This window comes from Isoptericola halotolerans, assembly GCF_045689585.1.
GTDB classification, from domain to species: domain Bacteria; phylum Actinomycetota; class Actinomycetes; order Actinomycetales; family Cellulomonadaceae; genus Isoptericola; species Isoptericola halotolerans_B.
Genome location: NZ_CP140108.1, coordinates 2,776,793 through 2,801,596 on the forward strand (window position 1 = coordinate 2,776,793; position 24,804 = coordinate 2,801,596).

Sequence of the window (24,804 nt, forward strand, 5' to 3'; positions counted from 1 at the left end):
ACGCCACCGGGCCATCCGACTCATGCTGGGAGTACCACGATGCGACGGAGCATCCTTCTTGCCTCCGCCCTGGTCACCACGCTCGCCCTGACGGCGTGCGGCGGGACCGACGACACCGGCGAGACGACCGATGCCGGCGACGCGGCCACGGGCGACGAGACGGCGGCCGCCGACGAGACGGGTGCCGGCGGCACGCTGACGGTCTGGGTCGACGAGACCCGTCAGGCCGCGGTCGAGTCCGCCGCGGCGGACTTCGAGGCGGAGACCGGCGCCGAGGTCGAGCTCGTGCTCAAGCCCTTCGAGGACATCCGCGCCGACTTCGTCGCCCAGGTCCCCACCGGCGAGGGCCCCGACGTCACCGTCGGCGCGCACGACTGGCTCGGCGAGCTGATCACCAACGGCGTGGTCGCCCCCGTCGAGCTCGGCGACAAGGCCGCGGAGTTCGAGGAGGTCGCCGTCCAGGCGTTCACCGCCGACGGCCAGGTCTACGGCCTGCCCTACGCGATCGAGAACATCGCCCTGATCCGCAACACCGAGCTGGCCGACACCGCGCCCGCCACGTGGGACGAGGCGATCACGGCCGGCGAGGACGCCGACACCAAGTTCCCCTTCCTCATCCAGTCCGACGGCGAGAACGGCGACCCGTACACGTACTACCCGTTCCAGACGTCGTTCGGCGCCCCGGTCTTCGAGCAGAACGCCGACGGCTCCTACACCCCGGAGCTGGCGATGGGCGGCGAGAACGGCGAGGCGTACGCCCAGTGGCTCGCCGAGCAGGGCGCGGCCGGCAACCTCACCATCGACACCACCTACGACATCGCGGTCGAGGCGTTCGCCAAGGGCCAGTCGCCCTTCATCGTCGGCGGGCCGTGGATGCTCGAGCAGTTCGCCGACCTCGACCTCGCCATCGACCCGGTCCCGGCGGCGGGTGACCAGCCCGCGCAGCCGTTCGTCGGCGTGCAGGGCTTCTACGTCAGCGCGCAGAGCGAGAACACGCTGCTCGCGAACGACTTCCTGGTCAACTACCTGTCCACCGAGGAGGCGCAGACGGGGCTCTTCGAGGCGGGCGGGCGCCCGCCGGCCCTGACCGCCGCGGCCGACGCCGCGTCGTCTGACCCGATCGTCGCCGGCTTCCGCGAGGTCGGTGCCGACGCCGTGCCGATGCCCTCGATCCCGGAGATGGGCTCGGTCTGGGCCTTCTGGGGTGTCACCGAGGCCGGCATCATCTCGGGCAAGGCCGAGCCGGCCGAGGCCTGGAACAAGATGATCTCGGACATCGAAGGGGCCCTCGGCTCCTGACGTACCAGCACACGACGGGCCGTGGCGTCGTGCCACGGTCCGTCGTGCGACCTCGGAAGGCACCTCGATGACCGATCTGCAGCAACCCGGCGCCACGAGCGCCACCGACCGCCCGGCGACGGGCTCCGGCGCCACGAACCCCCCGAGCTCCCCGCCGCCTCGCCGGACCCGTCCCGACGAGTCCCCGGCGCGCCGGTTCGGGTCAGGGTTCCTCGTCAAGCTCGCGCTGATGGCCGTCGTCGACGCGTTCGGCGTCTACGTGGTGTGGTCGGCATGGGTCGCCGAGTCCTGGGTGATCCTGGGAGCGATGGTGGCGATGCTCGCCGTCGCGAACTGGGTGTACTTCTCCCGGCGCACCGTGCCGCTGAAGTACGTGCTGCCCGGTCTGATCTTCCTGTTCACCTTCCAGATCTTCACGATCGCGTACACCGGCTGGGTCGCCTTCACGAACTACGGCGACGGCCACAACTCGACCAAGGAAGACGCGATCACGGCGCTGCTGGCGCAGAACGAGCGCCGCGTCGAGGGCTCGCCCAGCCTGCCCCTGACGGTCGTGACCGACGGCGACGACCTCGGCTTCGCCGTCGTGCGGCCGGACGGCACGACGGCCGTGGGCGACGCCGACGACGCCCTCGCCCCGGTGGACGCCACCGTCACCGACGGGCAGGTCGCCGCCGTCGACGGCTGGGACGTGCTGACCCGTCAGGAGGTCTTGGAGCGTCAGGACGAGGTCACCGCCCTGCGGGTCCCGCTCTCCGACGACCCGAACGACGGGTCGGTGCGCACCCAGGACGCCCGCACCGGGTACGTCTTCACCCCGACGCTCGTCTACGACGAGGCGGCCGACACGATGACGGACACCACGACCGGGACCGTCTACACACCGAACGACGAGGGTCGGTTCGAGGCCGCCGACGGCTCCACGCTGCAGGTGGGCTGGCGCGTGTTCGTCGGTTTCGACAACTTCACCACGGCTTTCAGCGACTCCCGGTACGCCGGCCCGTTCTTCCAGGTCGTGGTGTGGACCTTCGTTTTCGCCTTCTTGTCCGTCGCCACCACGTTCCTGCTCGGGATGTTCCTGGCGACGGTGTTCAACGCGCCGATCCGTGGACGCAGGATCTACCGCACGCTGCTGATCCTGCCGTACGCCATCCCCGGCTTCGTGGCGCCGCTGCTGTGGTCCGGGCTGCTCAACCGCAGCTTCGGGTTCGTCAACCAGGTGCTGCTCGGCGGTGCGGCGATCCCGTGGCTGACGGACCCGTGGCTCGCCAAGCTCTCGATCATCGCGGTCAACCTGTGGCTCGGCTTCCCCTACATGTTCCTCATCTGCACCGGGGCGCTGCAGTCCCTGCCGGCCGACGTGATGGAGGCAGCGAAGATCGACGGCGCCGGCCGCCTGCGCACGTGGCGGGCGGTGACGATGCCGCTGCTGCTGGTCTCGACGACGCCGCTGCTCATCTCCAGCTTCGCGTTCAACTTCAACAACTTCGCGCTGATCTACATGCTCACCGGGGGAGGGCCGAGGTTCGACGACGCCTCCGTGCCGCTGGGGCACACCGACATCCTCATCACGATGGTGTACTCCGTGGCAGGTCTCGACGGCAGCGCACCGAAGAACTTCGGGCTCGCCAGCGCGCTGTCCATCGTCATCTTCGTGATCATCGCGACGATCTCGGCCATCGCCTTCAAGCGGACCCGCTCGCTCGAGGAGATCAACTGACATGACCGCCACCATGCTCCCCGAGGGCCGTGCCGCCGGTCGCCCCGCGCCGAGCGCCGCCAGTCGCCGCCGGACCCCGGGCCGTTGGTTCGCCGACACCGGCTGGCGTCACCTCGTCGGCGTCGTGTTCGTCGTGTACGCGGTCTTCCCGATCGTCTACGTGCTGTCCGCCTCGCTGTCCGCCGGCGGGACCCTGACCGGCTCCAACCAGCTGTTCGACACGATCAGCGGTGCCAACTACACCGCGCTGGGCGGCACGGCGTTCTGGTCGTGGTTCGCCAACTCGGTCCAGGTGGCCGTGGCGACGGCGATCGGCACGGTGCTCATGGGCGCCGCCGCGGCGTACGCGTTCAGCCGCTTCCGCTTCGAGGGGCGTCGTGCCGGGCTCACGACGTTGCTCATCGTGCAGATGTTCCCGCAGATGCTCGCCTTCGTCGCGATCTTCCTGCTGCTGATCAGCCTCGGCGAGGTGGTGCCGGCGCTCGGGCTCAACTCGAAGGTGGCGCTCGTGTGCGTCTACCTGGGCGGGGCGCTGGGCGTGAACACGTTCCTCATGTACGGGTTCTTCAACACCATCCCGCGCGAGCTGGACGAGGCGGCGAAGATCGACGGAGCCACCCACGCCCAGACGTACTGGACGATCGTCCTGCGCCTGGTCACCCCGATCCTCGCGGTGGTGGCGCTGCTGTCGATCATCGCCACGTTCGGCGAGTTCGTCATCGCCCGGGTGCTGCTGCAGTCCGAGTCGAGCTGGACCCTCGCCGTCGGGCTCTACTCCTGGGTGTCCAGCCTGCTCGAGGCGAACTGGGGTCTGTTCGCGGCCGGGGCGGTGATCTCGACGGTCCCGATCCTCGCCCTGTTCCTGTTCCTGCAGAAGTACATCGTCGGTGGGCTGACCGCCGGTTCGGTGAAGGGCTGAGGAACTTCCGCACCGGCTGTGGCGGTGGTCACACCCTGCCTCTAGCCTGGGCTCATGACCGATGACACGCGCAGCTTCACCCCGGATCTGCGGCGGCTGACGGATGCCGCCGACGACTCGTTCTCCGTGCGCCGCGCGTACGGTGAACCCTACGAGCACCAGGGCCACCTCATCGTGCCCGTCGCCAAGGTCTGGGGCGGGATCGGCACCGGTTCCGGGGGTGGGGCCGGTACGGGCGCCGGTCACGGTTCCGGCCAGGGGACCGGCACCGGCAAGGGCTCGGGCCACCTCGCCGGATGGTCCCGCTCCTTCCAGCGTGGCACCCCCGAGCCCGCCGGCTCCGGCGACGGCTCGGACGCCGGCGACGCCTCCGGCGACGCCCAGGGCGAGATCCGCGGCGAGACCCACGGGGAGGGGTCCGGCGAGGGCGGTGGCGGCGGTGGTGGCTACGGTCTGCAGGTCAAGCCGCTCGGCGTCTACGTCGTCTCCGCCGAGGGTGCCCGCTGGCAGCCCGTGCTCGACCTGAACAAGGCGATCCTCGGCGGACAGATCGTCGGGATCGCGATCGCGCTCGCCACCGGGTGGGCGATCGGCCGCCGCCGGCGCTGAGGTCCCTCCTCGGTCGGCGGGCGGCCCCGACCGAGAGGATCGCATGACCCCCGTACCGCACCTGCTCGACCTGCCGCACCACGACGGGTCGTCCGTGCACGTGGCCGGCGGCACTCCCGCCCTCGGCGACACCGTCCCCGTCCGCGTCCGGGTGCCGAAGGCGTCGGGCGTCCGGGGCGTCTGGTTGCGATCCGTGCGTGACGGCGAGCCCCGGGTCACCCCTGCACGGCACGACGGCGGCACGGCGGACGAGGACGTCTACGTCGCGGACGTCGTGGTGCACAACCCCGTCACCTCGTACCGCTTCCTCCTGGGCTACCCGGGTGGCTACCGGTGGCTCGACGGCCGCGGCGTGCACGACCGCGACGTCTCGGACGCCGGCAGCTTCCGCCTGACCACCTCCGCCCCCGCGCCTGCTTGGCTGGCCGACGGGCCGGTCTACCAGATCTTCCCCGACCGGTTCGCCCGCTCGGCCGAGGCGTCGTCGCGTCCGGTGCCGGACTGGGCCGTCCCCGCTGCCTGGGACGACGAGCCCGCCGGCGAGGGAACGCTCGCGGGCACCCAGCTCTACGGCGGCGACCTCGACGGCATCGTGGCGCACCTCGACCACCTGGCCGCCCTCGGCGTCGGCACCGTCTACCTCACCCCGGTGTTCCCCGGTCGGTCCAACCACCGCTACGACGCCTCGACGTTCGACCGGGTGGACCTCCTGCTCGGCGGCGACGCGGCCTACGCCCGGCTCGCACGAGAGGTCCATGCCCGGGGCATGCGGCTGATGGGTGACATCACCACCAACCACACCGGCGCGGGGCACGAGTGGTTCACGCGGGCGCTCGCGGACCCCCGTTCCGCCGAGCACGAGATGTACGTGTGGGCGCCGCCCGGCGGCCCGGACGTCGCCACGACGCCGGACGGGACGGGGTACGCCGCATGGCTCGGGTTCGGGTCCCTGCCCAAGCTCGACTGGTCCGCGCCGGAGACCTGGCGACGCATGGTGACCGGCGAGGACGCGCCGATCACCCGGTACCTGCGCGAACCGTTCCGGCTGGACGGCTGGCGGGTCGACGTGGCGAACATGACCGGCCGGTGGGGCGGCGCCGACCGGGCGCACGCCGTCGCCCGCGAGCTGCGTGCCGCCGTCGTGCGCGAACGTCCCGACGGGGCGCTGGTCGCCGAGCACTTCCACGACGCCACCGCGGACCTGCAGGGCGACGGCTGGCACGCCAACATGAACTACACCGGGTTCACCCGTCCCGCCTGGTCGTGGCTGGCGGTGGACGGTTCCCCGGCCGGTGCCCACGGGCTGCCGGTCGGGGCCGTGCGTCGCCCCGGCCACGCGATGGTGGCCGCGATGCGCGAGTTCGACGCGGCGGTGCCCTGGAGCGTGACCGCACGCCAGTGGAACCTGCTCGGCTCGCACGACACGCCGCGACTGCGCACCGTCGTCGGCTCGGCGGAGCTGGTCGAGGTCGGCGCGACGCTGCTGTTCACCTATCCCGGCACGCCCGTCGTCTTCGCCGGCGACGAGGTGGGCGCCACCGGCGACAACGGTGAGCACGCGCGGACCACGATGGCCTGGGACCAGGGCGCCCGTGGGGGCGGCCCGCGCTGGGACGACGCCACGTTCGCCGTCTACCGGCGTCTGTCCGCGCTGCGACGCGGCTCGTCCGCGCTGCGCGACGGCGGCATCCGGTGGGCGGTGGTGGCCGACGACGCCGTGGCGTTCCTGCGGGAGTCGCCCACCGAGCGGGTGCTCGTCGTGCTGGCCCGCGGCCCCTGGGAGGGTGCGGTGCTGCCGCGCCACCTGCTGGCGCCGGGCGCGTCGCCGGAACCGCTGTACGGCGACGTCGGCCTGCGGGTCACGGCCGACGGGATCGTGGTGCCGGGCGACGGCCCCGGCGTCGGCGTCCACCGTCTCGGCTGAGCCCCGACCTGTCAGACTCTCGTCGATGTCGACGCGCGCCACGCTCTGACACCTCTCGGGCAGCACGAGTTGTCAGACTCTCGTGGCAGGACACCCGCGCCACGTCCTGACAGGTCGGCGAGCATGGGGCATCGTGGGTCTCCCGAGCGTTTTTCCGGACGGAGGTCGCGATGCACGGCGTCACGGTGCTGCAGGACATGTACTCCCGGATCGGCCCGACCGTGCATCGTGCGGTCGACGGCCTGCCGGACGACGCGCTGACGGCGCGGCTCGACCCGGAGGCGAACACCGTCGCCTGGCTCACCTGGCACATCGGCCGCGACCAGGACGTCCAGGTGGCCGCCGCCGTCGGGCGCGACCAGGTGTGGTCGCGCGGCTGGGCCGAGCGGTTCGACCTGCCCTTCGGCCCGGACGACACGGGCTACGGGCACACGCCGCAGGACGTCGCCCGGGTCGGCGGGCCCGCCGAGCTGCTGCTCGGTTACGTCGACGCCGTGGCGGCCGAGTCCGCCGACGTGCTCGCCCACCTCGATGACGACGCGCTGGACGAGATCGTCGACGACGCCTGGGACCCGCCGGTCACGCGCGGCGCCCGGCTGGTGAGCGTCGGTCTGGACTCCCTGGAGCACGCCGCGCAGATCGCCTACCTCCGCGGCGTCCTCGAGCGCACGGGCCGGGCGTAGCCGCGCAGCGCTGTGGGAGCATCGGGGCGTGGACCCCGAGCAGATCGCGATCATCTCCGACGTCCACGGCAATCTCACCGCGCTCGACGCCGTCCTGGCGGACATCGCGGCCCGGGGGATCCAGCGCATCGTCAACCTCGGTGACGACGTCGGCAAGGGACCGCGGGGCCGGGCCGTCATCGACCGCACCACGCAGGTGTGCGAGGTCAACGTCCGCGGCAACTGGGACGACTTCCTGCCGCAGATCCGCGACGACGGCGCGCCGGAGATGGTGTGGTGGCGCGACGAGGCCGGCTCCGAGCGGCTGGCGGTGATCCGGCGCCGACCGCGGAGCCATGACCTGCGGCTCTCGGGCCGGCGCGTCCGGCTGTTCCACGCCTCGGCGACCAGCGTCCACGTGCGCGTCCACGTGGAGCACACGCGCGAGGAGTTCGACGGCATGTTCGCCGCGACGAAGCTCACCGGCGCGGGCCCCGGTCCGACGGTGGTCGGCTACGGCGACGTCCACGCCGCCTACCAGCGGACGCGCCGCGGCCGGACGCTGTTCAACACGGGCAGCGTCGGCAACGCCCTCGACGAACCGAGCGCGAGCTACGCGATCCTCGAAGGCGTGCCCGACGCCGTCGAGCCCGGCCCGTTCGGCCTGCAGATCGTCCGCCTGCCCTACGACGTCGAGGCCGAGCTCGCCGTAGCCCGCGAGGTGGGCATGCCGCAGTACGCCGCGTGGGAGCAGGAGCTGCGGACCGCCGTCTACCGTGCTCTGCAGCCCACCACGTAGGTGTCGCGGGCGCGTCGGTCCCGCTCGGTAGGCTGCTCCTCGTGCAGACGTTCTCGCAGGACGCGTTCGACCCGACCGTCGTCGGGACCGGGCCGCGCCCCGCCCCCGGCGAGGAGGGCACCGCGTCGTACACCGCCGCCGACACCGAGCGCTGGGCCGCCGAACCACCCAAGACCAAGCACCGCACACCGTTCGAGCGCGACCGCGCCCGCGTGGTGCACTCCTCCGGGCTGCGCCGCCTCGGTGCCAAGACGCAGGTCCTCACCCCCGGCAGCGACGACTTCGTGCGTACCCGCCTGACCCACTCCCTCGAGGTGGCCCAGGTGGGCCGGGAGATGGGTCGCGCGCTGGGCTGCGACCCCGACCTCGTCGACACCGCCTGCCTCACCCACGACCTCGGTCATCCGCCGTTCGGGCACAACGGCGAGCGAGCGCTCGCGGACCTGGCCGCGGACATCGGCGGTTTCGAGGGCAACGCCCAGACGCTGCGGCTGCTGACCCGGCTCGAGCCCAAGATCATCGCCGACGACGGCGCCCCCCGCGGCCTGAACCTGACGCGCGCCTCGCTGGACGCGAGCGTCAAGTACCCGTGGCGCCTCGGCGAGGGGCCGCCCCGTCCCGACGGCCGCTCCACGCACAAGTTCGGCGTGTACCCGGACGACGCCCCGGTGTTCGCCTGGTTGCGCCAGGGAGCGCCGCGCGGGGGAGTGCGCTGCATGGAGGCCCAGGTGATGGACCTGGCCGACGACATCAGCTACTCGGTGCACGACGTCGAGGACGCCGTGGTCGGCGGCCGGGTGGACCTGCGCCTGCTCGACGACGAGTCCGAGCGCGCCCGCGTCGTCGAGCACGTGCGGTCCTGGTACGGCGACTGGCACGACCCCGCCGCGCTCGACGCCGCGCTGTGCCGGCTGCGTGACACCGGCTACCTCGTCACCGACTTCGACGGGTCGCGGCGGTCGCTCGCCGCGCTCAAGGACGCGACGAGCCAGCTCATCGGCCGGTTCAGCGGCGCGGCACAGCGCGCGACGCGCGACGTCTACGGCGACGGCCCGCTCACCCGGTACTCCGCCCGGCTCGTGGTGCCGGACGAGACGGCCGAGGAGATCCTCGCCCTCAAGGGCGTCGCCGTCACCTACGTCATGGCGCCGCGCGAGTCCGAGCCCGTCTACGGTGCCCAGCGCGAGATCGTCGCGGACCTGGTGACCGCGATCGCTGACCGCGCGCCGGTCGCCCTGGAGCCGGCCTTCGCCGCCGACTGGTCCGAGGCGGCCGACGACGGCGCCCGGCTGCGCGTCGTCGTCGACCAGGTGGCCTCGCTCACGGACGTCTCGGCGATGCAGCTCCACGCGCGCCTGGTCCGCAAGCCCTGACCCCCCGCTGTGGGTACGAAAACTCCCGCTTCGCCTCGCTTCACGCGCGAGATCTCATACCCACAGCGAACGCGGGGCGCTCGCGCGGGCCGGGGCGTCCTGCGGGCATAGACTCCCTGCGTGGCTGGGCTGATCAAGCGGGAGGACGTGGAGGCGGTACGCGAGCGCGCGCGCATCGAGGAGATGGTGTCGGCGCACGTCACCCTCAAGCCCGCCGGCGTGGGCTCGATGAAGGGGCTCTGCCCGTTCCACGACGAGCGCACCCCCTCCTTCCACGTGCGGCCCGGCGTCGGGCGCTGGCACTGCTTCGGCTGCGGTGAGGGCGGCGACGTCATCTCGTTCGTCCAGAAGATCGACGGCATGGGTTTCACCGACGCCGTCGAGCACCTCGCCGACCGGGTCGGCGTGCAGCTGCGCTACGAGGACTCGCGCACCGGCGGCGCGGCGTCGCGCGGCCCGCGCGAGGAGCCGGGGCGGCGGCAGCGGCTCGTCGAGGCCCACCGGGTCGCCGCGGAGTTCTACGCCGAGCAGCTCTTCGCCCCCGGGGCGCAGGCTGCCCGGGCGTTCCTCGCGGAGCGCAGCTTCGGGAGGGCCGACGCCGAGACGTTCGGTCTCGGGTTCGCCCCCACGGGCTGGGACTCCCTCATGCGCCACCTGCAGGGGCGGGGGTTCACCCAGCCGGAGCTCGTCGCCTCGGGTCTGGTGAGCCAGGGCCAGCGCGGGATCTACGACCGGTTCCGCGGCCGCCTCGTCTGGCCGATCCGGGACGTGACGGGTGCGGTCATCGGGTTCGGTGCGCGCAAGCTGTTCGACGAGGACCAGGGCCCCAAGTACCTCAACACCCCCGAGACCAGCCTGTACAAGAAGGCGCAGGTGCTCTACGGCATCGACCTCGCCAAGCGGGCGATCGCCCAGTCGAAGCGCGTGGTCATCGTCGAGGGGTACACCGACGTGATGGCCGCGCACCTGTCCGGCGTGGAGGTCGCGGTGGCGACCTGCGGCACCGCGTTCGGCGGCGACCACGCCAAGGTGGTGCGGCGTCTCATGGGGGACACCACCGCCGGGGGCGGCCTGCAGCTCGCCTCGGGGGCCTCGCTCGGCGGGGAGATCGTCTTCACGTTCGACGGTGACGCCGCCGGGCAGAAGGCGGCGATGCGCGCGTTCGGCGAGGACCAGCGCTTCCACGCCCAGACGTTCGTGGCGGTCGAGCCGAGCGGCATGGATCCGTGCGACCTGCGCATGGCGCGCGGTCCTGACGCGGTCCGCTCGCTGGTGGACGGGCGGGTGCCGCTGTTCGAGTTCGTCATCCGCACCACCCTGGACGGGTTCGACCTCGACACCGTCGAGGGCCGCGTGGGAGCGCTGCGCTCGGCGGCACCCCTCGTGGCCGGCATCCGCGACCGGTCGATGCAGCTCGGCTACAGCCGCTCGCTCGCGCGCTGGATCGGTCTCGACCCGGAGGAGGTGCGCCGGGAGGTGGGTCGTGCCTCGACGCGTCCGGACCGGGCCCGACGGCGGGACGACCGCGAGGTGCGGGGCCCGCGGCAGGACGCGCCGCCGTCAGGTACGGAGAGCGGGCCGGTCGCTCCGGTGGTGACCGCGCCGGACCCCCGCGACCCGGTGGCGCGCATCGAACGGCTGGCGCTCGTCGTCGCGCTGCAGTACCCGCAGCACGTGCCCCAGCACTTCGACACGCTCGGCGAGGAGGCGTTCGCGACCCCGGCGTGGCGGGCGGTGCACGCCGCGATCCGGGCCGCCGGGGGAGTGGCTGCCGGCCGCGACGTCGCCGGGAGCCGCTGGGTGGAGACCGTGGTCGACGAGGCGGGCGAGGCCGTCGGTCCGTTGGTGACCGAGCTGGCCGTCGCGCCGGTGCCGGAGGACCGCGAGGACGTCATCGCCGCGTACGTGGCCGACGTGGTGCGCAAGGTGATCGACCTGGGTCTCACCCGGCGGATCGCGGACGCCAAGAGTCGCGTGCAGCGGCTCGACCCGGCGCGCGACGGTGACGCCTACCACGAGGCGTTCGAGCGGCTCGTGGCCATCGAGAAGGAGCGTCGCGAGCTGCGCGACAGCGCGTAGGTCCCGTGCGGTCGCGGGGACCCGGACTCCTGGGCACGATGGGCGCACCCGACACACCCGACAGAAGGAGGCCCCGATGTCTGCTGCCAAGCACGTGCCCACCTACACCGTGCCGTCGCTGACGCCCGAGGACGGCGCGAAGGTCGCCGAGATCCTCCAGGACCGGCTGAACTCGCTGACCGACCTCCACCTGACCCTCAAGCACGTCCACTGGAACGTCGTCGGACCGCACTTCATCGCGGTGCACGAGATGCTGGACCCGCAGGTCGACGCGGTGCGTCTCATGACGGACGCCACCGCAGAGAGGATCGCGACGCTCGGGGCGGAACCGCTCGGCACGCCGGGCGCGCTCGTCGCGTCCCGGACCTGGGAGGACTACCACCTGGGGCGGGCCACGGCGATCGAGCACCTCGGGGCGCTCGACGAGGTGTACGAGGGAGTCATCACGGCGCACCGGAAGGCGGCGAAGGACACCGAAGAGCTCGACGACGTCACCAACGACATGCTGATCGGTCACCTGGGTGAGCTGGAGCAGTTCCACTGGTTCGTGCGGGCGCACCTCGAGTCCGCGGCCGGACAGCTGTCCACGGCGGGGGAGACCACCGAGCTGGGTGCGGCGCGCGCCGCCCAGGACGGCTCCTGACGCCCGACGCTACGCTGCACGCGGCGGGGCGCCCTCGGGCCGCCCCGCCGCGCGGCGTTCACGCGTCTGCCGGCGGTCGGCCGGCATGAGGGTCGCCAGGAGCACCAGCGCCGCGGCGCAGGCCGCCAGGACGACGAACACGACGTGCATCGCGGACATCAGCCCCGGGCCCTCCGGGACGCCGTCGGCCCCCACGGTGGTGCGCGAGTTGACGATCGCGCCGCAGACGGCGACGCCGACGGCGGAGCCGAGGGACCGGGCGAACATGTTGGTGCCGGTCACGGCGCCCCGCTCCGAGAAGGACGCCGACGACTGGGCCGCGATCAGGGTGGGCACGGCCGTCAGGCCCATGCCAGCACCGACGAGGAAACACACGCCGGCGACGGCGACGATCGCGGACGAGGCCCCGAGCAGCAGGGCGAGCGTGAGCCCGGTGAGCACCAGCGTCGACCCGATCGTCGCGGTCAGCCGGAACCCGAGCAGCAGGTAGAAGTGCCCGGCGTTGGTCGCCGACAACGGCCACCCGACCATCATCGCCGCCAGCGTGAAGCCCGCCACCAGCGGTCCGACGCCGAGCACCCCCTGCGCGTAGATCGGGATGTAGGTCGACAGCGCCAGCACGATGACACCGACCATCAGGGAGACGGCCGCGGGGACGGCGACGACGCGCCGGCGCAGGACGGTCAGGTCCAGGATCGGGTGCCGCGTGCGGCGGACCCGCAGCACGAAGCCGGCGAACAGGGCCGCGGCGGCGGCGAAGATCCCCACGGACGCGGTCGAGTCCCAGGGCCAGGTGCTGCCCCCCTCGAGCAGCCCCAGGAGCAGCAACGTGCTGGCGCCGGTCAGCAGGGCCGCACCAACGTAGTCGATCGGTTCGCGCGCGCCCTCGCGCGGAGTCTCCTGGTAGTGGCGCACCAGCATCCAGGCGGCGAACGCGCACAGCGGGATGTTGACGAAGAAGATCCAGCGCCAGCTGACGAACTCGGAGAACACCCCGCCCAGGGTGGGGCCGACGACCGACGAGATCGCCCACACCGAGGCGAGGTAGCCCTGCGTCCTGGCGCGCTCCTCGAGCGTGTAGATGTCCGCCGCGATGGTCAGCGACGCCGGCATGACGGCGCCCGCGCCGAGGCCCTGCAGGACCCGTCCCGCGATGAGGGCCCCCATGGACCACGCGGCACCGCAGAGCACGGAACCGAGGAAGAAGAGCGCGACACCGCCCAGCATCATGCGCTTGCGGCCGAGCACGTCCGCCAGCCGCCCGGACAGCGGTGTGCCGACCGCCTGGGCGAGGAGATAGGTGGAGAAGAGCCAGGGGAGCTGTTCGAAGCCGCCGAGCTCCCGTGCGATCGTGGCCGACGCCGTCGCGATGATCGTGGCGTCCAGGGCGACCAGCGCCGTCGACAGCATGAGCGCGAGGAGGATCGGTCCGCGTTCGGAGCGCAGTCCGACGGAGGTTCTGGAGGCCACGTCCAGGAACAAGCCACGGACCGACGTCCGGTATTCCGCCGGGGCGTCATCCGGGTGACGCACGAAAGCCCTGACGCCCGCTCGGGGCCTCAGGGCTTCCTGTCCTGCTCCCGCGACTGGACTTGAACCAGTGACCGTCCGATTAACAGTCGGATGCTCTGCCAGCTGAGCTACGCGGGATCGGTGATCCGTCTTCGGCGAGCATTTCTGCCGATCGGCGAACCGGGAAGAACAATACCAGGTTCACCGGGGTAGTCCGCACGCGCTCCGGAGTCTCGACTCGGTGGCGTTGACCACGCCCGCCACGGCAGGGTCGGCGAGGTCGACGGCCCCGCCGGTGACCGCCTGCGAGAACAGGGAGCCGTCGGGGGCGCGGCGGACGGCGATGCGGACGCTGCCGCCCGGGACGTCCACCGTCTCGGCCAGGACGACGGACCACAGGACGCGCTCGTGCAGCACGGCCGGCAGGTTCGTGCCGCGCGGCTCCAGCAGGCGCAGGCGGAGATCGGGCACGGCGTCGACCCACTCGACCGTGAGCACGGACCGCTCCGGGTCGAAGGCGGCGCGGTCCACGTCGCACCACGGGCGGCGCAGCGTCACCCGCGCGTCGTCGCCGACGACGGCGAGACCGGCCGTCGTCGCCACGGCGGTGCCGCCGTCGGCAAGCTCCGCTCCCGCCAGGGGCCGCTCGCTGCCGCGGACGGGTACGGCGCGACGGGCGGCGGGCGTGAGCTGGCGGCGACGCGAGAACATGCGCCCACGGTAGCGGTCGTGCGGGCTGCCCCTGCGGCACGATGGACCCGTGGCAGAACATCATGCGGGCGACCCGGCCGCGCCGGGTCTCGTCGAGCACACCGAGCGTCATCGCGACGGAAGCGTCCGGGGGACCGGGCACTTCCTCGACGGGGAGCTGCACGGCTACTGGGAGTGGTTCCGCGTGGACGGGACGCGGATGCGCTCCGGCCACTTCGACCACGGACGCAAGGTGGGGGAGTGGACCACCTACGACCGCCGCGGCGAGGTGTACAAGGTCACCACGACGGGCCCCTGAGGCCCTGCCGGCCCGAGGGTGCGTCGAGAGCCGCACGCTCGTATCGTCGAAGCTCCCGGACAAAGGAGCTCGTTCATGGGTATCGGTGACAAGGCCAAGCACGCTGCCGAAGAGGCTGCGGGCAAGCTCAAGGAAGGCGCCGGCAAGGCGTCGGACGACGAGAAGCTCGAGGCCGAAGGGCAGTCCGACCAGTCCAAGGCCGACCTCAAGCAGGCCGGCGACGACGTCAAGGATGCCTTCAACAGGCGCTGAGCAGGCCCCGAGGGGCGGGCACCGCGACGAGCGGGCCCGCCCCTCGTCGTGTCGGTGCGGTGCAGGCGTGGCGGTGCCCCGTGCCGGACTTGAACCGGCGACCGATCGATTATGAGTCGACTGCTCTGACCAGCTGAGCTAACGGGGCGCGGCGCGAGCCTACCGGAACGGCACGAACCCGCCGCTGTGACGTGGCGCCGTCGGCGGCCCGGATGCCGCAGGTCACGGCGGCGGCGTGGAAGAATGTCCGCCATGGCGATGCGAGAGATCCGGGTGGTGCCCGACCCCGTGCTGCGCACGGCGTGCGACGAGATCACGACGATCGACGACCGGGTCCGCGGGCTCGTCGACGACCTGCTCGAGACCGTCGACGCGGAGGGGCGGGCCGGACTGGCAGCCAACCAGATCGGCGTGAACCTGCGGGCCTTCTCCTGGAACGTCGACGACGAGATCGGCTACGTGCTGAACCCCCGCCTCGTGGACGTCTCCGAGGAGATCCAGGACGGCGACGAGGGCTGCCTGTCGGTGCCGCGCCTGTACTACCCGACGACGCGCGCCTGGTACGCGCGGGTCGAGGGGACCGACCTCGACGGCAACCCGGTGGTCGTGGAGGGCACCGACCTCATGGCCCGCTGCCTGCAGCACGAGTGCGACCACCTCGACGGCAAGCTCTACCTCGACCGGTTGGAGCGAGGCACCCGCAAGAAGGCGATGCGGGAGCTGCGCGAGCGCCTCTGAGGTGCCTCAAATGTCGGGATCCCCCTCGCGGGCGCGCCGCGTGTCAGGCAGGATGTGAACGACAACGCAACACGACACGCCGCAATGGCGCGCTGACCAGGAACTTCACGGGCACTGAGGACGTAGGGGAAGACGGACCTCGGAACCCAGGGAGGACAAGATGGCTGGCGCAATCACCCGCGGTGTGCTGTTCGTGCACTCTGCGCCGCGCGCGCTCTGCCCCCACCTCGAGTGGGCGGCAGGCAACGTGCTGGGCGGGGACGTGTCGCTCGACTGGGCACCCCAGCCCGCCGCGAGGGGGCTCTACCGGGCGGAGTACCCGTGGCAGGGCACCCAGGGCACGGGTGCTCGACTGGCGTCCGCCCTGCGCGGGTGGGACCACCTGCGCTACGAGGTCACCGAGGACGCGAGCCACGGTGCCGACGGCGCACGCTGGTCGCACACCCCCGAGCTCGGGCTCTTCCATGCGATGACGGACGTGCATGGAAACGTCGTCGTCCCCGAGGACCGGGTGCGCAGCGCGATGGAGAGCCACCACGAGCCGCACGCGTTGCGCGCGGCCATGGACCTGGTGCTGGGCAGCGCCTGGGACGACGAGCTCGAGCCCTTCCGGTACGCCGGCGCCGGCGCGCCGGTGCGCTGGCTGCACCGCGTCGGCTGACGTCGACCCCGGTGGCCGGCCCCCCGAAGGGCCTGTCACCGGGGGGCGAGCTCACCATCGACGCGTTGCGGCTCCGCGCCGACGTCGTCCCGGACAGCGACGGGCGTCCCCCGGACGCGTCGGGCGAGACGTGACGTGCGTCGTCGGACCTGCCGCTCGATCGCGGCGAACGTCGCGTCCCGCACGAACAGACAGTCGCCCGCCATGATGAAGAGCGAGAAGAACGGCAGCCCCATCGCCACCGCGATGCCCGTGTGCATCGCGAAGACCCCGAGGATCGCGATGATCCGTGTCCAGCGCTGCAGCAGCATCAGCGGGAAGAACAGCTGGATGAAGACCGAGAAGTACGTCACGGCGGCCACCATGAACGGGTTCGCCACGAGCAGGTCGGCCAGCCACGGCCACGGGCGGTAGTGCGACAGCTGCAGCGGGTAGTAGATCGCCGTGCCGTCCTGCCAGCGCAGACCCTGCGCCTTGTACAGGCCCGACGCGACGTAGATCAGGCAGATCTGCGCGCCCGCCATGACGATCGCGAAGTTGTGCAGCAGCGTCCCCAGCTGGACCGCCCGCGCGTTCGCCGCCTCGGAGCCGAAGCGGCCGAACGGACGCGGAACTCCCCAGCGTGCGACCGCCCGGGCGCGGCGGCGAGCATCGAGCGACCAACGGCCCCCCAGGTCGGCGAAGCACAGGTACAGCAGCAGGATGCGGAAGATGTTGTCGCTCTGGTCACCGGTCAGCGGGTTCGACTCGAGCAGGCTGACCCACAGCACCAGGAAGACCGGGGTGACCCACCGGCTGCGCCAGCCGACGGTCACCAGTGCGGCCAGGAGGGTGAGGACGACGTACGCGACGGTGAGCTGCACCGAGCCCAGCCCGCCCGCGAACACGGTGAAGGGCGCCTCGAACCCGCCGTTGTCGTCGAGCGGAGCGGCCCATCTCGCCGCCTGGCCCCACAGGTACTCACGGTTCGGCAGGTGCGTCAGCAGGAAGACCAGGGCACCACCGCCGAAGGCGATCCGGACGAGCGCGCTGCCGTACGTGGCACGACGGCGGTCGCTCACCCAGGCGAGCGCCCGCTCGCCGAGCTCGCGGGCCGGACGGACGGAAGCTGTGACGCTCATCCCTGAAACCTCTCGATCGCCTCGTCGAACGCATCCGAGTCCTGCCGGGGGAACTCGTACATCGGGCGACGCCCGAACGTGTACGTCTTCGGTTCCGACGGCGCACCGTCGCGCTGCAGGAACGGGGTCGCCCGCTGCCGGACCACCCGGAACTGGACGTACACCGAGTCGAGCTCGGTCGCCGTGGCGCGCGCGAACTCGGTCGCGTAGGCGGCCATGGTGCGGTCGTAGTCGAGGACGAGCTCACGCCGGGCAGCCGACGACGCCCCCTCGGCGTCGTCGAGCGCCTCCGCGAGGCGTGGCCACGCGTCCTCGTGGTAGTGCTGGCCCAGCACCTCCAGCTCGTCGTCCGAGAGCTTCGAGAACTGGGCGTGGGCGCGCGCGGCCAGCATGCGCGTCGGCCGGCTCCCGCGGTTGGGGAGCAGTTGGTGCGTGAAGTTGGCGGTGATCTCCAGGTCGGTGACGTCGACCCAGGCGGTGGCCTCGAGATCGGCGTCGAGGGCCCGCACCTCGAGAGAGTTGCCGACGTTGATGGGCGTCGGGGCGAACAACGACCAGTTCTGCTGGAAGACCGGGTCCATGGCCGACTCGAGCGGCTCCTCGGCAGCTCGGCTGAACGCGTTCTCCGGTGCGATCCACAGGAAAGTCGTCGCTGTGTGCGCGGCGACGACGAGCCCCAGCACCCCTGCGACGATCACCACCCACGCGGGTCTGCGGGTGCTCGTCTCGGTCACTGTCTCCCCTGAGCTCGGTCGGGCGGTACGTGCCCGACGACCCGGTGCGACGGACGTCGCACCGGGTCGTCGGATCATCCTGCGGTCGTCGGACTCAGTCGGACACCGACGGCGAACGACGCTTCGCCGCGCGCAGTGCCACCGCGCCCGCACCGGTCAGGAGGAACGCGATCGCGAGATACGTCGCGACCTCCGAACCGGTCTTTGGGAGCATGCCACCCCCACTGGAGTAGGCGGGCGTTCCACCCGACCCACCGCTGCTTCCCGAGCCACCTGTGCCGCCAGCACCGGTGCCCCCGCCCGTACCGCCGGGGTCGGACGGTGTCAGGGTGACCTGGAAGCTCGCGACGACGGAATCATCCTCTTCGACGCTCGTGGCGGTACCCGTGTGTGTCCCGGACTCGAAGTCCGCCGGCACGACGAACGTCCAGCTGACCTCGCCGTCGGCGTTCGCCGTCTGCACCGAGAGGATGAGCGGCTCCGAGTTGATCACCGCCTGGACCTCCTCGCCGGACTCGAAGCCCGACGCCGTGAACGTCTGCTCCTCGCCCCGCTCGACCTGGTCCTTGGCGAACTCGGCCGACAGGTCCCGATCGTCCTCGTCACCGTCGACTTCGGTGCCGTCGACTTCGGTGCCGTCGACTTCGGTGCCGTCGACTTCGGTGCCGTCGACTTCGGTGCCGTCGACTTCGGTGCCGTCGACTTCGGTGCCGTCGACTTCGGTGCCGTCGACTTCGGTGCCGTCGACTTCGGTGCCGTCGACTTCGGTGCCGTCGACTTCGGTGCCGTCGACTTCGGTGCCGTCGACTTCGGTGCCGTCGACTTCGGTGCCGTCGACTTCGGTGCCGTCGACTTCGGTGCCGTCGACTTCGGTGCCGTCGACTTCGGTGCCGTCGACCTCGACGCCGTCAACTTCAACTCCGTCGACCTCGACGCCGTCAACTTCAACTCCGTCAACTTCAACGCCGTCGACCTCGGTGCCGCCATCGTCGATGGTCAGGGGAGCTTCTGCTTCCTGGCCGGTGGTGTCGTCGATGCCGGCGGCGGTGTAGTCGCCCTCGGCGGCTTCGTCCGGGATGGTCACCGGGGTGGTGAAGGCTCCCTCGGCGTCGGTGGGTACGTCCTCGACGGTGGCGATGACGGTGCCTTCGGAGTCGCGGATCTCGACCGTGACGGTGGCGTCCGGGGTGTAGCCGGTGCCGTCCACGGTGACGGTGTCACCGGGTGCGGCGGTGTCCGGGGTGACCGTGACCGCCAGGTCCAGCACCTCGACGGCTCGCACCGTGGAGGAGGCCAGGTCGACCTGGGCGAGCGGCGTACCGCCCGGCAGCAGCGTGAGCGTCAGTGCCCGCTGCGTGAAGGACTCGGTACCCGTCGGGTCGTGCGCCGGGAGCTCGCCCGGCTGCTCCTGGACGTTCGCCACCAGGCTCACGACGGTGTTCAGGGCCTGGAGTGCCGGCGACAGCGTCGCCAGCGTCGGGTCGACCACAGTGGTGTCGATGGTGCCCGCCAGCGTGCTGACCAGTCCGGTGCTCTCGTCGAAGAGGACATCGTTCAGCGGCCCCGCGAGTGCGTTGGTGAGGTCCCCGAGCGGCAGGGTGACCGGCAAAACGCCCAGCACCACCGTGATGCTCGCGTCGCTCGGGTCAACGGTGCCGTCGACGACATCCCCGACCGTGCTGTCGAGCGTGATGTCGAGGCTTGCCACGCCAAGGATGTCGCCCTGAGCGGTGAATGTCAGAGCCGCCGCCTGCAGCGCCGTGTCGACCGCGCCGACGAGAGCGAGCGTCAGGTCGTCCAGAGCGGCACTGAGACCGTCCGTGATCGCTGCTAGCGCATCCGCGGACAGCACCTCGGTGTTGGGGTCGAACCCGTTCAGCGAGCCTTCGCCACCCAGGATCGTGTCGAGGTCCACGTCGATCGTGCCTGCCCCGACGTTGATGACCACACCCTCGTCACCGAAGTCCTGATCGAGCACAGGGTCCAGAGCAGCTTCGGTGTCGAGGGTGATCGCCGAGTCGACGGTCAGCTCGGAACCCAAGGCCGCGAGTACTGGTGCGAGCACGTCGATCGTCCCGAGCGCGTCGGAGAGAAGTCCCTCCGGTCCGACGAGCGATCCCACCGCGTCGTCGACCTCGGGCACGACCTCGTCGTCGACGAGCGTCGCGATGCCGGAGACGGCCGGGCTCTCCATCTGGAACGTCGAGCCGGCGATCTGGTAGTCGCCGACCGGTTCGCCGTCAGGCGCCCACGTCGCGGTGCTGGACAGTGCACCGAGCTCGAGGTCGAGCTGCGAGAGCACGTCGTCGAGCCCGGCGTCCGCAAGCAGTGGCGTCAGGGTGACGTTCGCGTCGGACGGGAACTCGGTGCTGCCACCGACCTCGATCGCGCCCTGGTCGCTGACCGCACCGGACGCAGCAGCCGCGCCGGTGTCGTCCGCGGACGCGTACTGGTTCACGGCGCCGAGCTCGATGAGCCCGGTGTCCCCGAAGAGCGAGAGCCCACCACCCAGGTCGACCGAGAGTGCGTTGAGGACGTCGGCCGCGAGTGGGTTGGTCTCGAGCTCGCTGCCCGACGGGTACTCCGCCAGGGCTCCCTCGACCGTGGCGAGATCGTCGAGGTCGATGGTCCCAGCGCTCCCGCCGAGGAACTTTCCGAGGGCTTCGCTGTCGTCCGTCGGTGCCGCCGAGGCGGCAGGGACGCCCGCCAGTGCGGCAGCTCCGACGACACCGGCGGCCACGGCGAACGCGGCAGCGCCCTTGCCGTGTCCACGCCTCGATCGTCGTCTTTGACGAGGTGGTGGTGGTGAGTTCGCCGGTTCTCGGCTGGCATTGTGGTCGTGCAGGCGCGGTGCGGCCATGGTTGCCCCCCTAAGGCGGAAGAGTGCCGTGCAATTGTCGCTTGCGGCACTCACGCTAAGTGAGGGATGTCACTGTCGCGAGCGGAGAGAACTTCACCCGGGAAATTCACCCGGTCGGCTCTGCCCCGCAGGAATCAGGCGTTCGTGACCGCCAGCGCCACGTTGTGACCGCCGAACCCGAAGGAGTTGTTGATCGCGACGATGTCGCCGTCGGGCAGCGCGGACGGAGTGTCACGCACCAGCGGCACCTGGAGCTCGGGGTCCGGGTTGGCCACGTTGATCGTGGGGGGAGCGAGGCGCTCGTGCACGGCCTTGACCGTGAACAGCGTCTCCAGGGCGCCCGCACCGCCCAGCAGGTGCCCGGTCATCGACTTCGTCGCCGAGAGCTGGACGTGGTCGGCGTCCGCGCCGAGCAGGGAGCGGATCGACCGGGTCTCCGTCAGGTCGCCCACCTTGGTCGAGGTGGCGTGCGCGTTGACGTGCACGACGTCGGGACCGGCGGCCCCGGCCTCGGCGAGCGCCCGCCGCATCGCGGAGACCTGCCCCTTGCCGTCGGGGTCGGGGGAGGTGATGTGGTACGCGTCGGAGGACAGCCCCACCCCCGCCAGCCGTGCGTAGACGCGGGCGTTGCGGGCGGCGGCGTGCTCGGCGCTCTCGAGGACGACGACGGCGGCGCCCTCACCGATGACGAACCCGTCGCGGTCGACGTCGTACGGCCGGGACGCGCCGGCCGGGTCGTCGTTGCGCAGCGACAGGGTGCGCGACGCGGCGAACGCGGCGATCGGCATGGGATGGATCGTCGCCTCGGTGCCGCCGCAGACGACGACGTCCGCCCGCCCGGCGCGGATCATGTCGATGCCGTAGCCGATCGCCTCGGCGCCCGAGGCGCACGCGGAGACCAGCGAGTGCGCGCCGGCCTGCGCACCGAACTCGAGCGAGACGTAGGCCACGGGGGAGTTCGGCATGAGCATGGGGACCGTCATCGGCAGCACCCGGCGGGCGCCGCGCTCCTGCAGGGTGTCCCAGCCGTCCAGCGTCGTCCAGATGCCACCGATGCCGGAGGAGACGACGGCACCGAGCCGTTCGCCGTCGACCTCCGGGGCGCCGGCGTCCTGCCAGGCCTCCCGGGCGGCGATCATGGCGTACTGCGCGGACGGGTCCATGCGCTTGATCTCGGGGCGGGGCAGGACGTCCTCGGGCTTGACCTTGATGGTCGCGGCGAAGGTGACCGGGATGCCGTACTTCTCGGACCAGTCGTTGTCCATGGTCCGCGCACCGGACTCCCCGGCCAGGGCTGCCGACCAGGTGCTGGGCACGTCCCCGCCGAGCGGGGTGGTGGCGCCGAGGCCGGTGACGACGACGTCGCGTGAGGCAGCTGCGGTCATGGGGTAGCTCCTGGTTCGGTGTGGTTCGGTGCGAGGGGCCGCGCGGGCGGGCCGGGACGGCCTGCCCACGCGGCGACGCGGTGCGTCGGTCAGGCCTCAGGCCTGGGCACCCTCGATGTACTTCACGGCGTCGCCGACGGTGGCGAGGTTCTTGACCTCGTCGTCCGGGATGCGGACGCCGAACTTGTCCTCGGCGTGGGTGACGATCGTCATCATCGACAGCGAGTCGATGTCGAGGTCGTCGGTGAAGGACTTCTCGGCGACGACGGCGTCGGTCGGCAGACCGGTCTCCTCGGCGACGATCTCTGCGAGGCCCTCGAGGATCTCGGATGCGGTGTGAGCCATGGGGTGCTTCTCTCCTTGAACGGGGTACCGGCCGTCCGGCACCGGGTCGGGGTGTGGCAGTGCGATTCTCGCGCACCACCGGGTTCGGACTCTACGGGGCGTCGCTACGGGAGCACGACCACCTGGGCGGCGTAGACCAGCCCGGCACCGAACCCGATCTGCAGGGCCAGGTCGCCGGAGCGCGCGGTGCCCTCGGTGAGCAGCCGTTCGGCGGCGAGCGGGATCGAGGCCGCCGAGGTGTTCCCGGTGTCGGCGATGTCACGGGCGACGACCACGTGCTCGGGCAGGCCGAGCTGCTTGACCATCTGGTCGATGATCCGCATGTTCGCCTGGTGCGGCACGAAGACCTGGATGTCCTCCGGCTCCACACCTGCCTCGGCCATCGCCTTCGCCGCGACGGGCGCCATCTGGAAGCTCGCCCACTTGAAGACCGTCTGCCCGTCCTGGCGCAGCGTCGGCATGCCGAGCGCGCCGTCGGCGGCGAGCTCCTGCAAGGAGTGCGTCTGGCGGATCGCCTGCGCCTTGGACCCGTCCGACCCCCAGACCGTCGGCCCGATGCCGGGGGTCTCGGACGGTCCGACGACGGCGGCACCGGCGCCGTCGCCGAGCAGGAACGAGATCGAGCGGTCGGTGGGGTCGATGACGTCGCTGAGCTTCTCCGCGCCGATCACCAGGACGTGACGGGCGGCGCCCGACCGCACGAGGGCGTCGGCCTGCCCGATGCCGTAGGCGTACCCGGCGCAGGCCGCGGAGATGTCGTAGGCCGCGGCGGGCGTGGCGCCGAGGCGGTCGGCCAGGATCGCGGCGCCCGACGGCGTCTGGTGGAAGTAGGTGATCGTGGACAGGATCACCGCGTCGACGTCGGCGCCGACCAGGCCGGCCGCGTCGAGCGCCTTGCGGGCGGCGGCCTCGGCCAGGTCGAGCACGTCGACGTCCGCCGTGGCGCGGCGGCGCGTGACGATGCCGGTGCGCTGGCGGATCCACTCGTCGGACGAGTCGATCGGTCCGGCGACGTCGTCGTTGGTGACCGTCTCGCTGCCGCGCTCGGCGGCGACGGCCAGCAGACGCGAGTACCGGACGGGCTCCGCCTGGCGCAGCGTCCTGCGCGCGCTCATGCCGCCGCGCCGACGGCGGAGTGGCGGGCGATCAGGTCACGGGCGGCCTCGACGTCGTCGGGCGACTTCACGGCCACCGACTCGACGCCCTTGAGCGCCCGCTTCGCCAGCCCGGCCAGGACGCCGCCCGGAGCGAGCTCGAGGATCCCGGTGACACCGCGCTCCGCAAGCGACTCCTGGCACCGGTCCCAGCGCACGGGCGCGGTGACCTGGGCGGTGAGGCGGCCCAGGACGTCGGTGGACCGCCCGTGACCGTGCGCCCCCTCGCCGAGGGTGGCGTAGGCGACGCCGTTGGCGTTGCTGAGCAGCGGCACGCGGGGATCGGTGGCGAGCCACGTCGTGGCGACCTTCTCGAAGGAGGCGCGGGCCGGCTCCATGAAGGGCGTGTGGAACGCCCCGGCGACCGGCAGCGGGATGACCCGCGTCCTGGCCGGCGGGTTGTCGGCGAGAGCGGCCAGCCGCTCCGTGTCGCCGGCGGCGACGACCTGCCCGCCCCCGTTGACGTTGGCCGGGTACAGCCCGGCGGCCTCGATCGCGGCGAGCACCTCGTCCGGGTCGCCCCCGACGACGGCGCTCATGCCGGACGGTGCGGCCGCGGCGGCGTCCGCCATGGCCCGCGCGCGGTGCGAGACGAGACCGACGGCGCCGGCGTCGTCGAGCACGCCGGCGACGGCCGCTGCGGAGAGCTCGCCGACCGAGTGCCCGGCGGTGACGTCGACGACGTCGGTCGTCGCGCGCCCGTCGAGGATCGTGCGCAGGGCCAGCAGGGAGGCCGAGACGATGAGCGGCTGAGCGACGGCGGTGTCACGGATCGTGTCCGCGTCCGAGGCCGTCCCGTGCAGCGTGAGGTCGCTGCCCGCGGCGGCGGAGAAGGAGTCGAGCAGGTCGGTGGTGCCGGGCAGCTCCAGCCAGGGGCTGAGCATCCCGGGGGTCTGAGAGCCCTGTCCAGGGCAGACGACGGCGAGCACGTGACCACGGTGCCACCTGCGCGGCTCCGCGGTGCGTGGCGACCCGCACCAACCTGACGGGAGGCGATTGTGGGAAT

Annotated in this window: 23 protein-coding genes, 2 tRNA genes and 1 pseudogene; 15 read left to right on the forward strand and 11 right to left on the reverse strand. The window is 71.9% G+C overall.

The window, feature by feature from the left end; all coding sequences use genetic code 11:
* Window positions 1-39 precede the first annotated feature (39 nt).
* The 10 genes from UQW22_RS12880 (at window position 40) to UQW22_RS12925 (ending at window position 12,027) form a co-directional block, all read left to right on the forward strand.
* A complete protein-coding gene (locus tag UQW22_RS12880; RefSeq protein ID WP_407317398.1) occupies window positions 40-1,299 on the forward strand; it encodes an extracellular solute-binding protein in 1,260 nt (419 codons plus the stop codon).
* A 67-nt stretch (window positions 1,300-1,366) separates the two neighbouring features.
* Window positions 1,367-3,019 carry an ABC transporter permease subunit gene (locus UQW22_RS12885; RefSeq protein ID WP_407317400.1) on the forward strand — a complete coding sequence of 551 codons (1,653 nt, stop codon included), beginning with the start codon at window positions 1,367-1,369 and terminating at the stop codon, window positions 3,017-3,019.
* Between the two features lies 1 nt (window position 3,020).
* Complete coding sequence (locus tag UQW22_RS12890; RefSeq protein WP_407317401.1) at window positions 3,021-3,938, forward strand: sugar ABC transporter permease; 918 nt, start codon at window positions 3,021-3,023, stop codon at window positions 3,936-3,938.
* 54 nt (window positions 3,939-3,992) lie between these two features.
* Complete coding sequence (locus tag UQW22_RS12895; RefSeq protein ID WP_407317402.1) at window positions 3,993-4,547, forward strand: hypothetical protein; 555 nt, start codon at window positions 3,993-3,995, stop codon at window positions 4,545-4,547.
* A 43-nt stretch (window positions 4,548-4,590) separates the two neighbouring features.
* On the forward strand, window positions 4,591-6,471 hold the full coding sequence (locus UQW22_RS12900) for a glycoside hydrolase family 13 protein (protein ID WP_407317404.1): 1,881 nt from the start codon (window positions 4,591-4,593) through the stop codon (window positions 6,469-6,471).
* 170 nt (window positions 6,472-6,641) lie between these two features.
* Window positions 6,642-7,154, forward strand: coding sequence for a mycothiol transferase (locus tag UQW22_RS12905; protein ID WP_407317405.1), 513 nt, complete (start codon window positions 6,642-6,644; stop codon window positions 7,152-7,154).
* A gap of 28 nt (window positions 7,155-7,182) precedes the next feature.
* Window positions 7,183-7,932 carry a metallophosphoesterase family protein gene (locus UQW22_RS12910; protein WP_407317406.1) on the forward strand — a complete coding sequence of 250 codons (750 nt, stop codon included), beginning with the start codon at window positions 7,183-7,185 and terminating at the stop codon, window positions 7,930-7,932.
* 41 nt (window positions 7,933-7,973) lie between these two features.
* Entirely contained in the window at window positions 7,974-9,305 is a 1,332-nt protein-coding gene (locus UQW22_RS12915; RefSeq protein ID WP_407317407.1) for a deoxyguanosinetriphosphate triphosphohydrolase, read from the forward strand.
* A 120-nt stretch (window positions 9,306-9,425) separates the two neighbouring features.
* Entirely contained in the window at window positions 9,426-11,384 is a 1,959-nt protein-coding gene (gene dnaG, locus UQW22_RS12920) for a DNA primase (protein WP_407317408.1), read from the forward strand.
* A 76-nt stretch (window positions 11,385-11,460) separates the two neighbouring features.
* Complete coding sequence (locus UQW22_RS12925; RefSeq protein ID WP_407317409.1) at window positions 11,461-12,027, forward strand: Dps family protein; 567 nt, start codon at window positions 11,461-11,463, stop codon at window positions 12,025-12,027.
* Between the two features lie 9 nt (window positions 12,028-12,036).
* On the opposite strand, the gene UQW22_RS12930 is transcribed toward UQW22_RS12925, so the two are convergent.
* From UQW22_RS12930 to UQW22_RS12940, 3 genes are all read right to left on the reverse strand, one after another.
* Complete coding sequence (locus tag UQW22_RS12930) at window positions 12,037-13,497, reverse strand: MDR family MFS transporter (protein ID WP_407317410.1); 1,461 nt, start codon at window positions 13,495-13,497, stop codon at window positions 12,037-12,039.
* Window positions 13,498-13,604: 107 nt separating this feature from the next.
* Window positions 13,605-13,677: transfer RNA gene (locus tag UQW22_RS12935), tRNA-Asn, on the reverse strand.
* A gap of 63 nt (window positions 13,678-13,740) precedes the next feature.
* On the reverse strand, window positions 13,741-14,250 hold the full coding sequence (locus UQW22_RS12940; protein WP_407317411.1) for a hypothetical protein: 510 nt from the start codon (window positions 14,248-14,250) through the stop codon (window positions 13,741-13,743).
* A gap of 49 nt (window positions 14,251-14,299) precedes the next feature.
* On the opposite strand from UQW22_RS12940, the gene UQW22_RS12945 reads away from it, so the two are divergent.
* Both UQW22_RS12945 and UQW22_RS12950 read left to right on the forward strand, forming a co-directional pair.
* Window positions 14,300-14,548 carry a toxin-antitoxin system YwqK family antitoxin gene (locus UQW22_RS12945; protein ID WP_407317412.1) on the forward strand — a complete coding sequence of 83 codons (249 nt, stop codon included), beginning with the start codon at window positions 14,300-14,302 and terminating at the stop codon, window positions 14,546-14,548.
* A 75-nt stretch (window positions 14,549-14,623) separates the two neighbouring features.
* A complete protein-coding gene (locus UQW22_RS12950) occupies window positions 14,624-14,800 on the forward strand; it encodes a CsbD family protein (protein WP_407317414.1) in 177 nt (58 codons plus the stop codon).
* Window positions 14,801-14,874: 74 nt separating this feature from the next.
* On the opposite strand, the gene UQW22_RS12955 is transcribed toward UQW22_RS12950, so the two are convergent.
* Window positions 14,875-14,948: transfer RNA gene (locus tag UQW22_RS12955), tRNA-Ile, on the reverse strand.
* Between the two features lie 104 nt (window positions 14,949-15,052).
* On the opposite strand from UQW22_RS12955, the gene def reads away from it, so the two are divergent.
* Both def and UQW22_RS12965 read left to right on the forward strand, forming a co-directional pair.
* A complete protein-coding gene (def, locus tag UQW22_RS12960; RefSeq protein WP_407317415.1) occupies window positions 15,053-15,538 on the forward strand; it encodes a peptide deformylase in 486 nt (161 codons plus the stop codon).
* 160 nt (window positions 15,539-15,698) lie between these two features.
* The gene (locus UQW22_RS12965; protein ID WP_407317416.1) at window positions 15,699-16,199 is read left to right on the forward strand and encodes a DUF3145 domain-containing protein; all 501 of its coding nucleotides are present in this window, start codon (window positions 15,699-15,701) and stop codon (window positions 16,197-16,199) included.
* Between the two features lie 35 nt (window positions 16,200-16,234).
* On the opposite strand, the gene UQW22_RS12970 is transcribed toward UQW22_RS12965, so the two are convergent.
* Both UQW22_RS12970 and UQW22_RS12975 read right to left on the reverse strand, forming a co-directional pair.
* Window positions 16,235-17,320 (reverse strand): HTTM domain-containing protein, encoded by a 1,086-nt coding sequence (locus tag UQW22_RS12970; protein ID WP_407317417.1) that lies wholly within the window; start codon window positions 17,318-17,320, stop codon window positions 16,235-16,237.
* A complete protein-coding gene (locus tag UQW22_RS12975; protein ID WP_407320817.1) occupies window positions 17,317-18,018 on the reverse strand; it encodes a DUF5819 family protein in 702 nt (233 codons plus the stop codon). Before UQW22_RS12975 ends, UQW22_RS12970 begins: the two co-directional genes overlap by 4 nt.
* Here UQW22_RS12975 and UQW22_RS12980 point away from each other — a divergent pair.
* A complete protein-coding gene (locus tag UQW22_RS12980) occupies window positions 17,900-19,888 on the forward strand; it encodes a pentapeptide repeat-containing protein (protein WP_407320818.1) in 1,989 nt (662 codons plus the stop codon). The two genes, UQW22_RS12975 and UQW22_RS12980, sit on opposite strands and share 119 nt — an antisense overlap.
* 27 nt (window positions 19,889-19,915) lie before the next feature.
* Here the strand turns inward: UQW22_RS12980 and UQW22_RS12985 are convergent.
* The 5 genes and pseudogenes from UQW22_RS12985 to UQW22_RS13005 form a co-directional block, all read right to left on the reverse strand.
* Window positions 19,916-20,914, reverse strand: a pseudogene (locus tag UQW22_RS12985) (choice-of-anchor G family protein); the annotation flags it as partial.
* Between the two features lie 134 nt (window positions 20,915-21,048).
* Window positions 21,049-22,299 (reverse strand): beta-ketoacyl-[acyl-carrier-protein] synthase family protein, encoded by a 1,251-nt coding sequence (locus UQW22_RS12990; RefSeq protein ID WP_407317419.1) that lies wholly within the window; start codon window positions 22,297-22,299, stop codon window positions 21,049-21,051.
* Between the two features lie 96 nt (window positions 22,300-22,395).
* Complete coding sequence (locus UQW22_RS12995; RefSeq protein ID WP_106269616.1) at window positions 22,396-22,644, reverse strand: acyl carrier protein; 249 nt, start codon at window positions 22,642-22,644, stop codon at window positions 22,396-22,398.
* Window positions 22,645-22,748: 104 nt separating this feature from the next.
* Window positions 22,749-23,759, reverse strand: coding sequence for a beta-ketoacyl-ACP synthase III (locus UQW22_RS13000; protein ID WP_407317421.1), 1,011 nt, complete (start codon window positions 23,757-23,759; stop codon window positions 22,749-22,751).
* On the reverse strand, window positions 23,756-24,727 hold the full coding sequence (locus tag UQW22_RS13005; protein WP_407317422.1) for an ACP S-malonyltransferase: 972 nt from the start codon (window positions 24,725-24,727) through the stop codon (window positions 23,756-23,758). Before UQW22_RS13005 ends, UQW22_RS13000 begins: the two co-directional genes overlap by 4 nt.
* Between the last annotated feature and the right edge of the window lie 77 nt (window positions 24,728-24,804).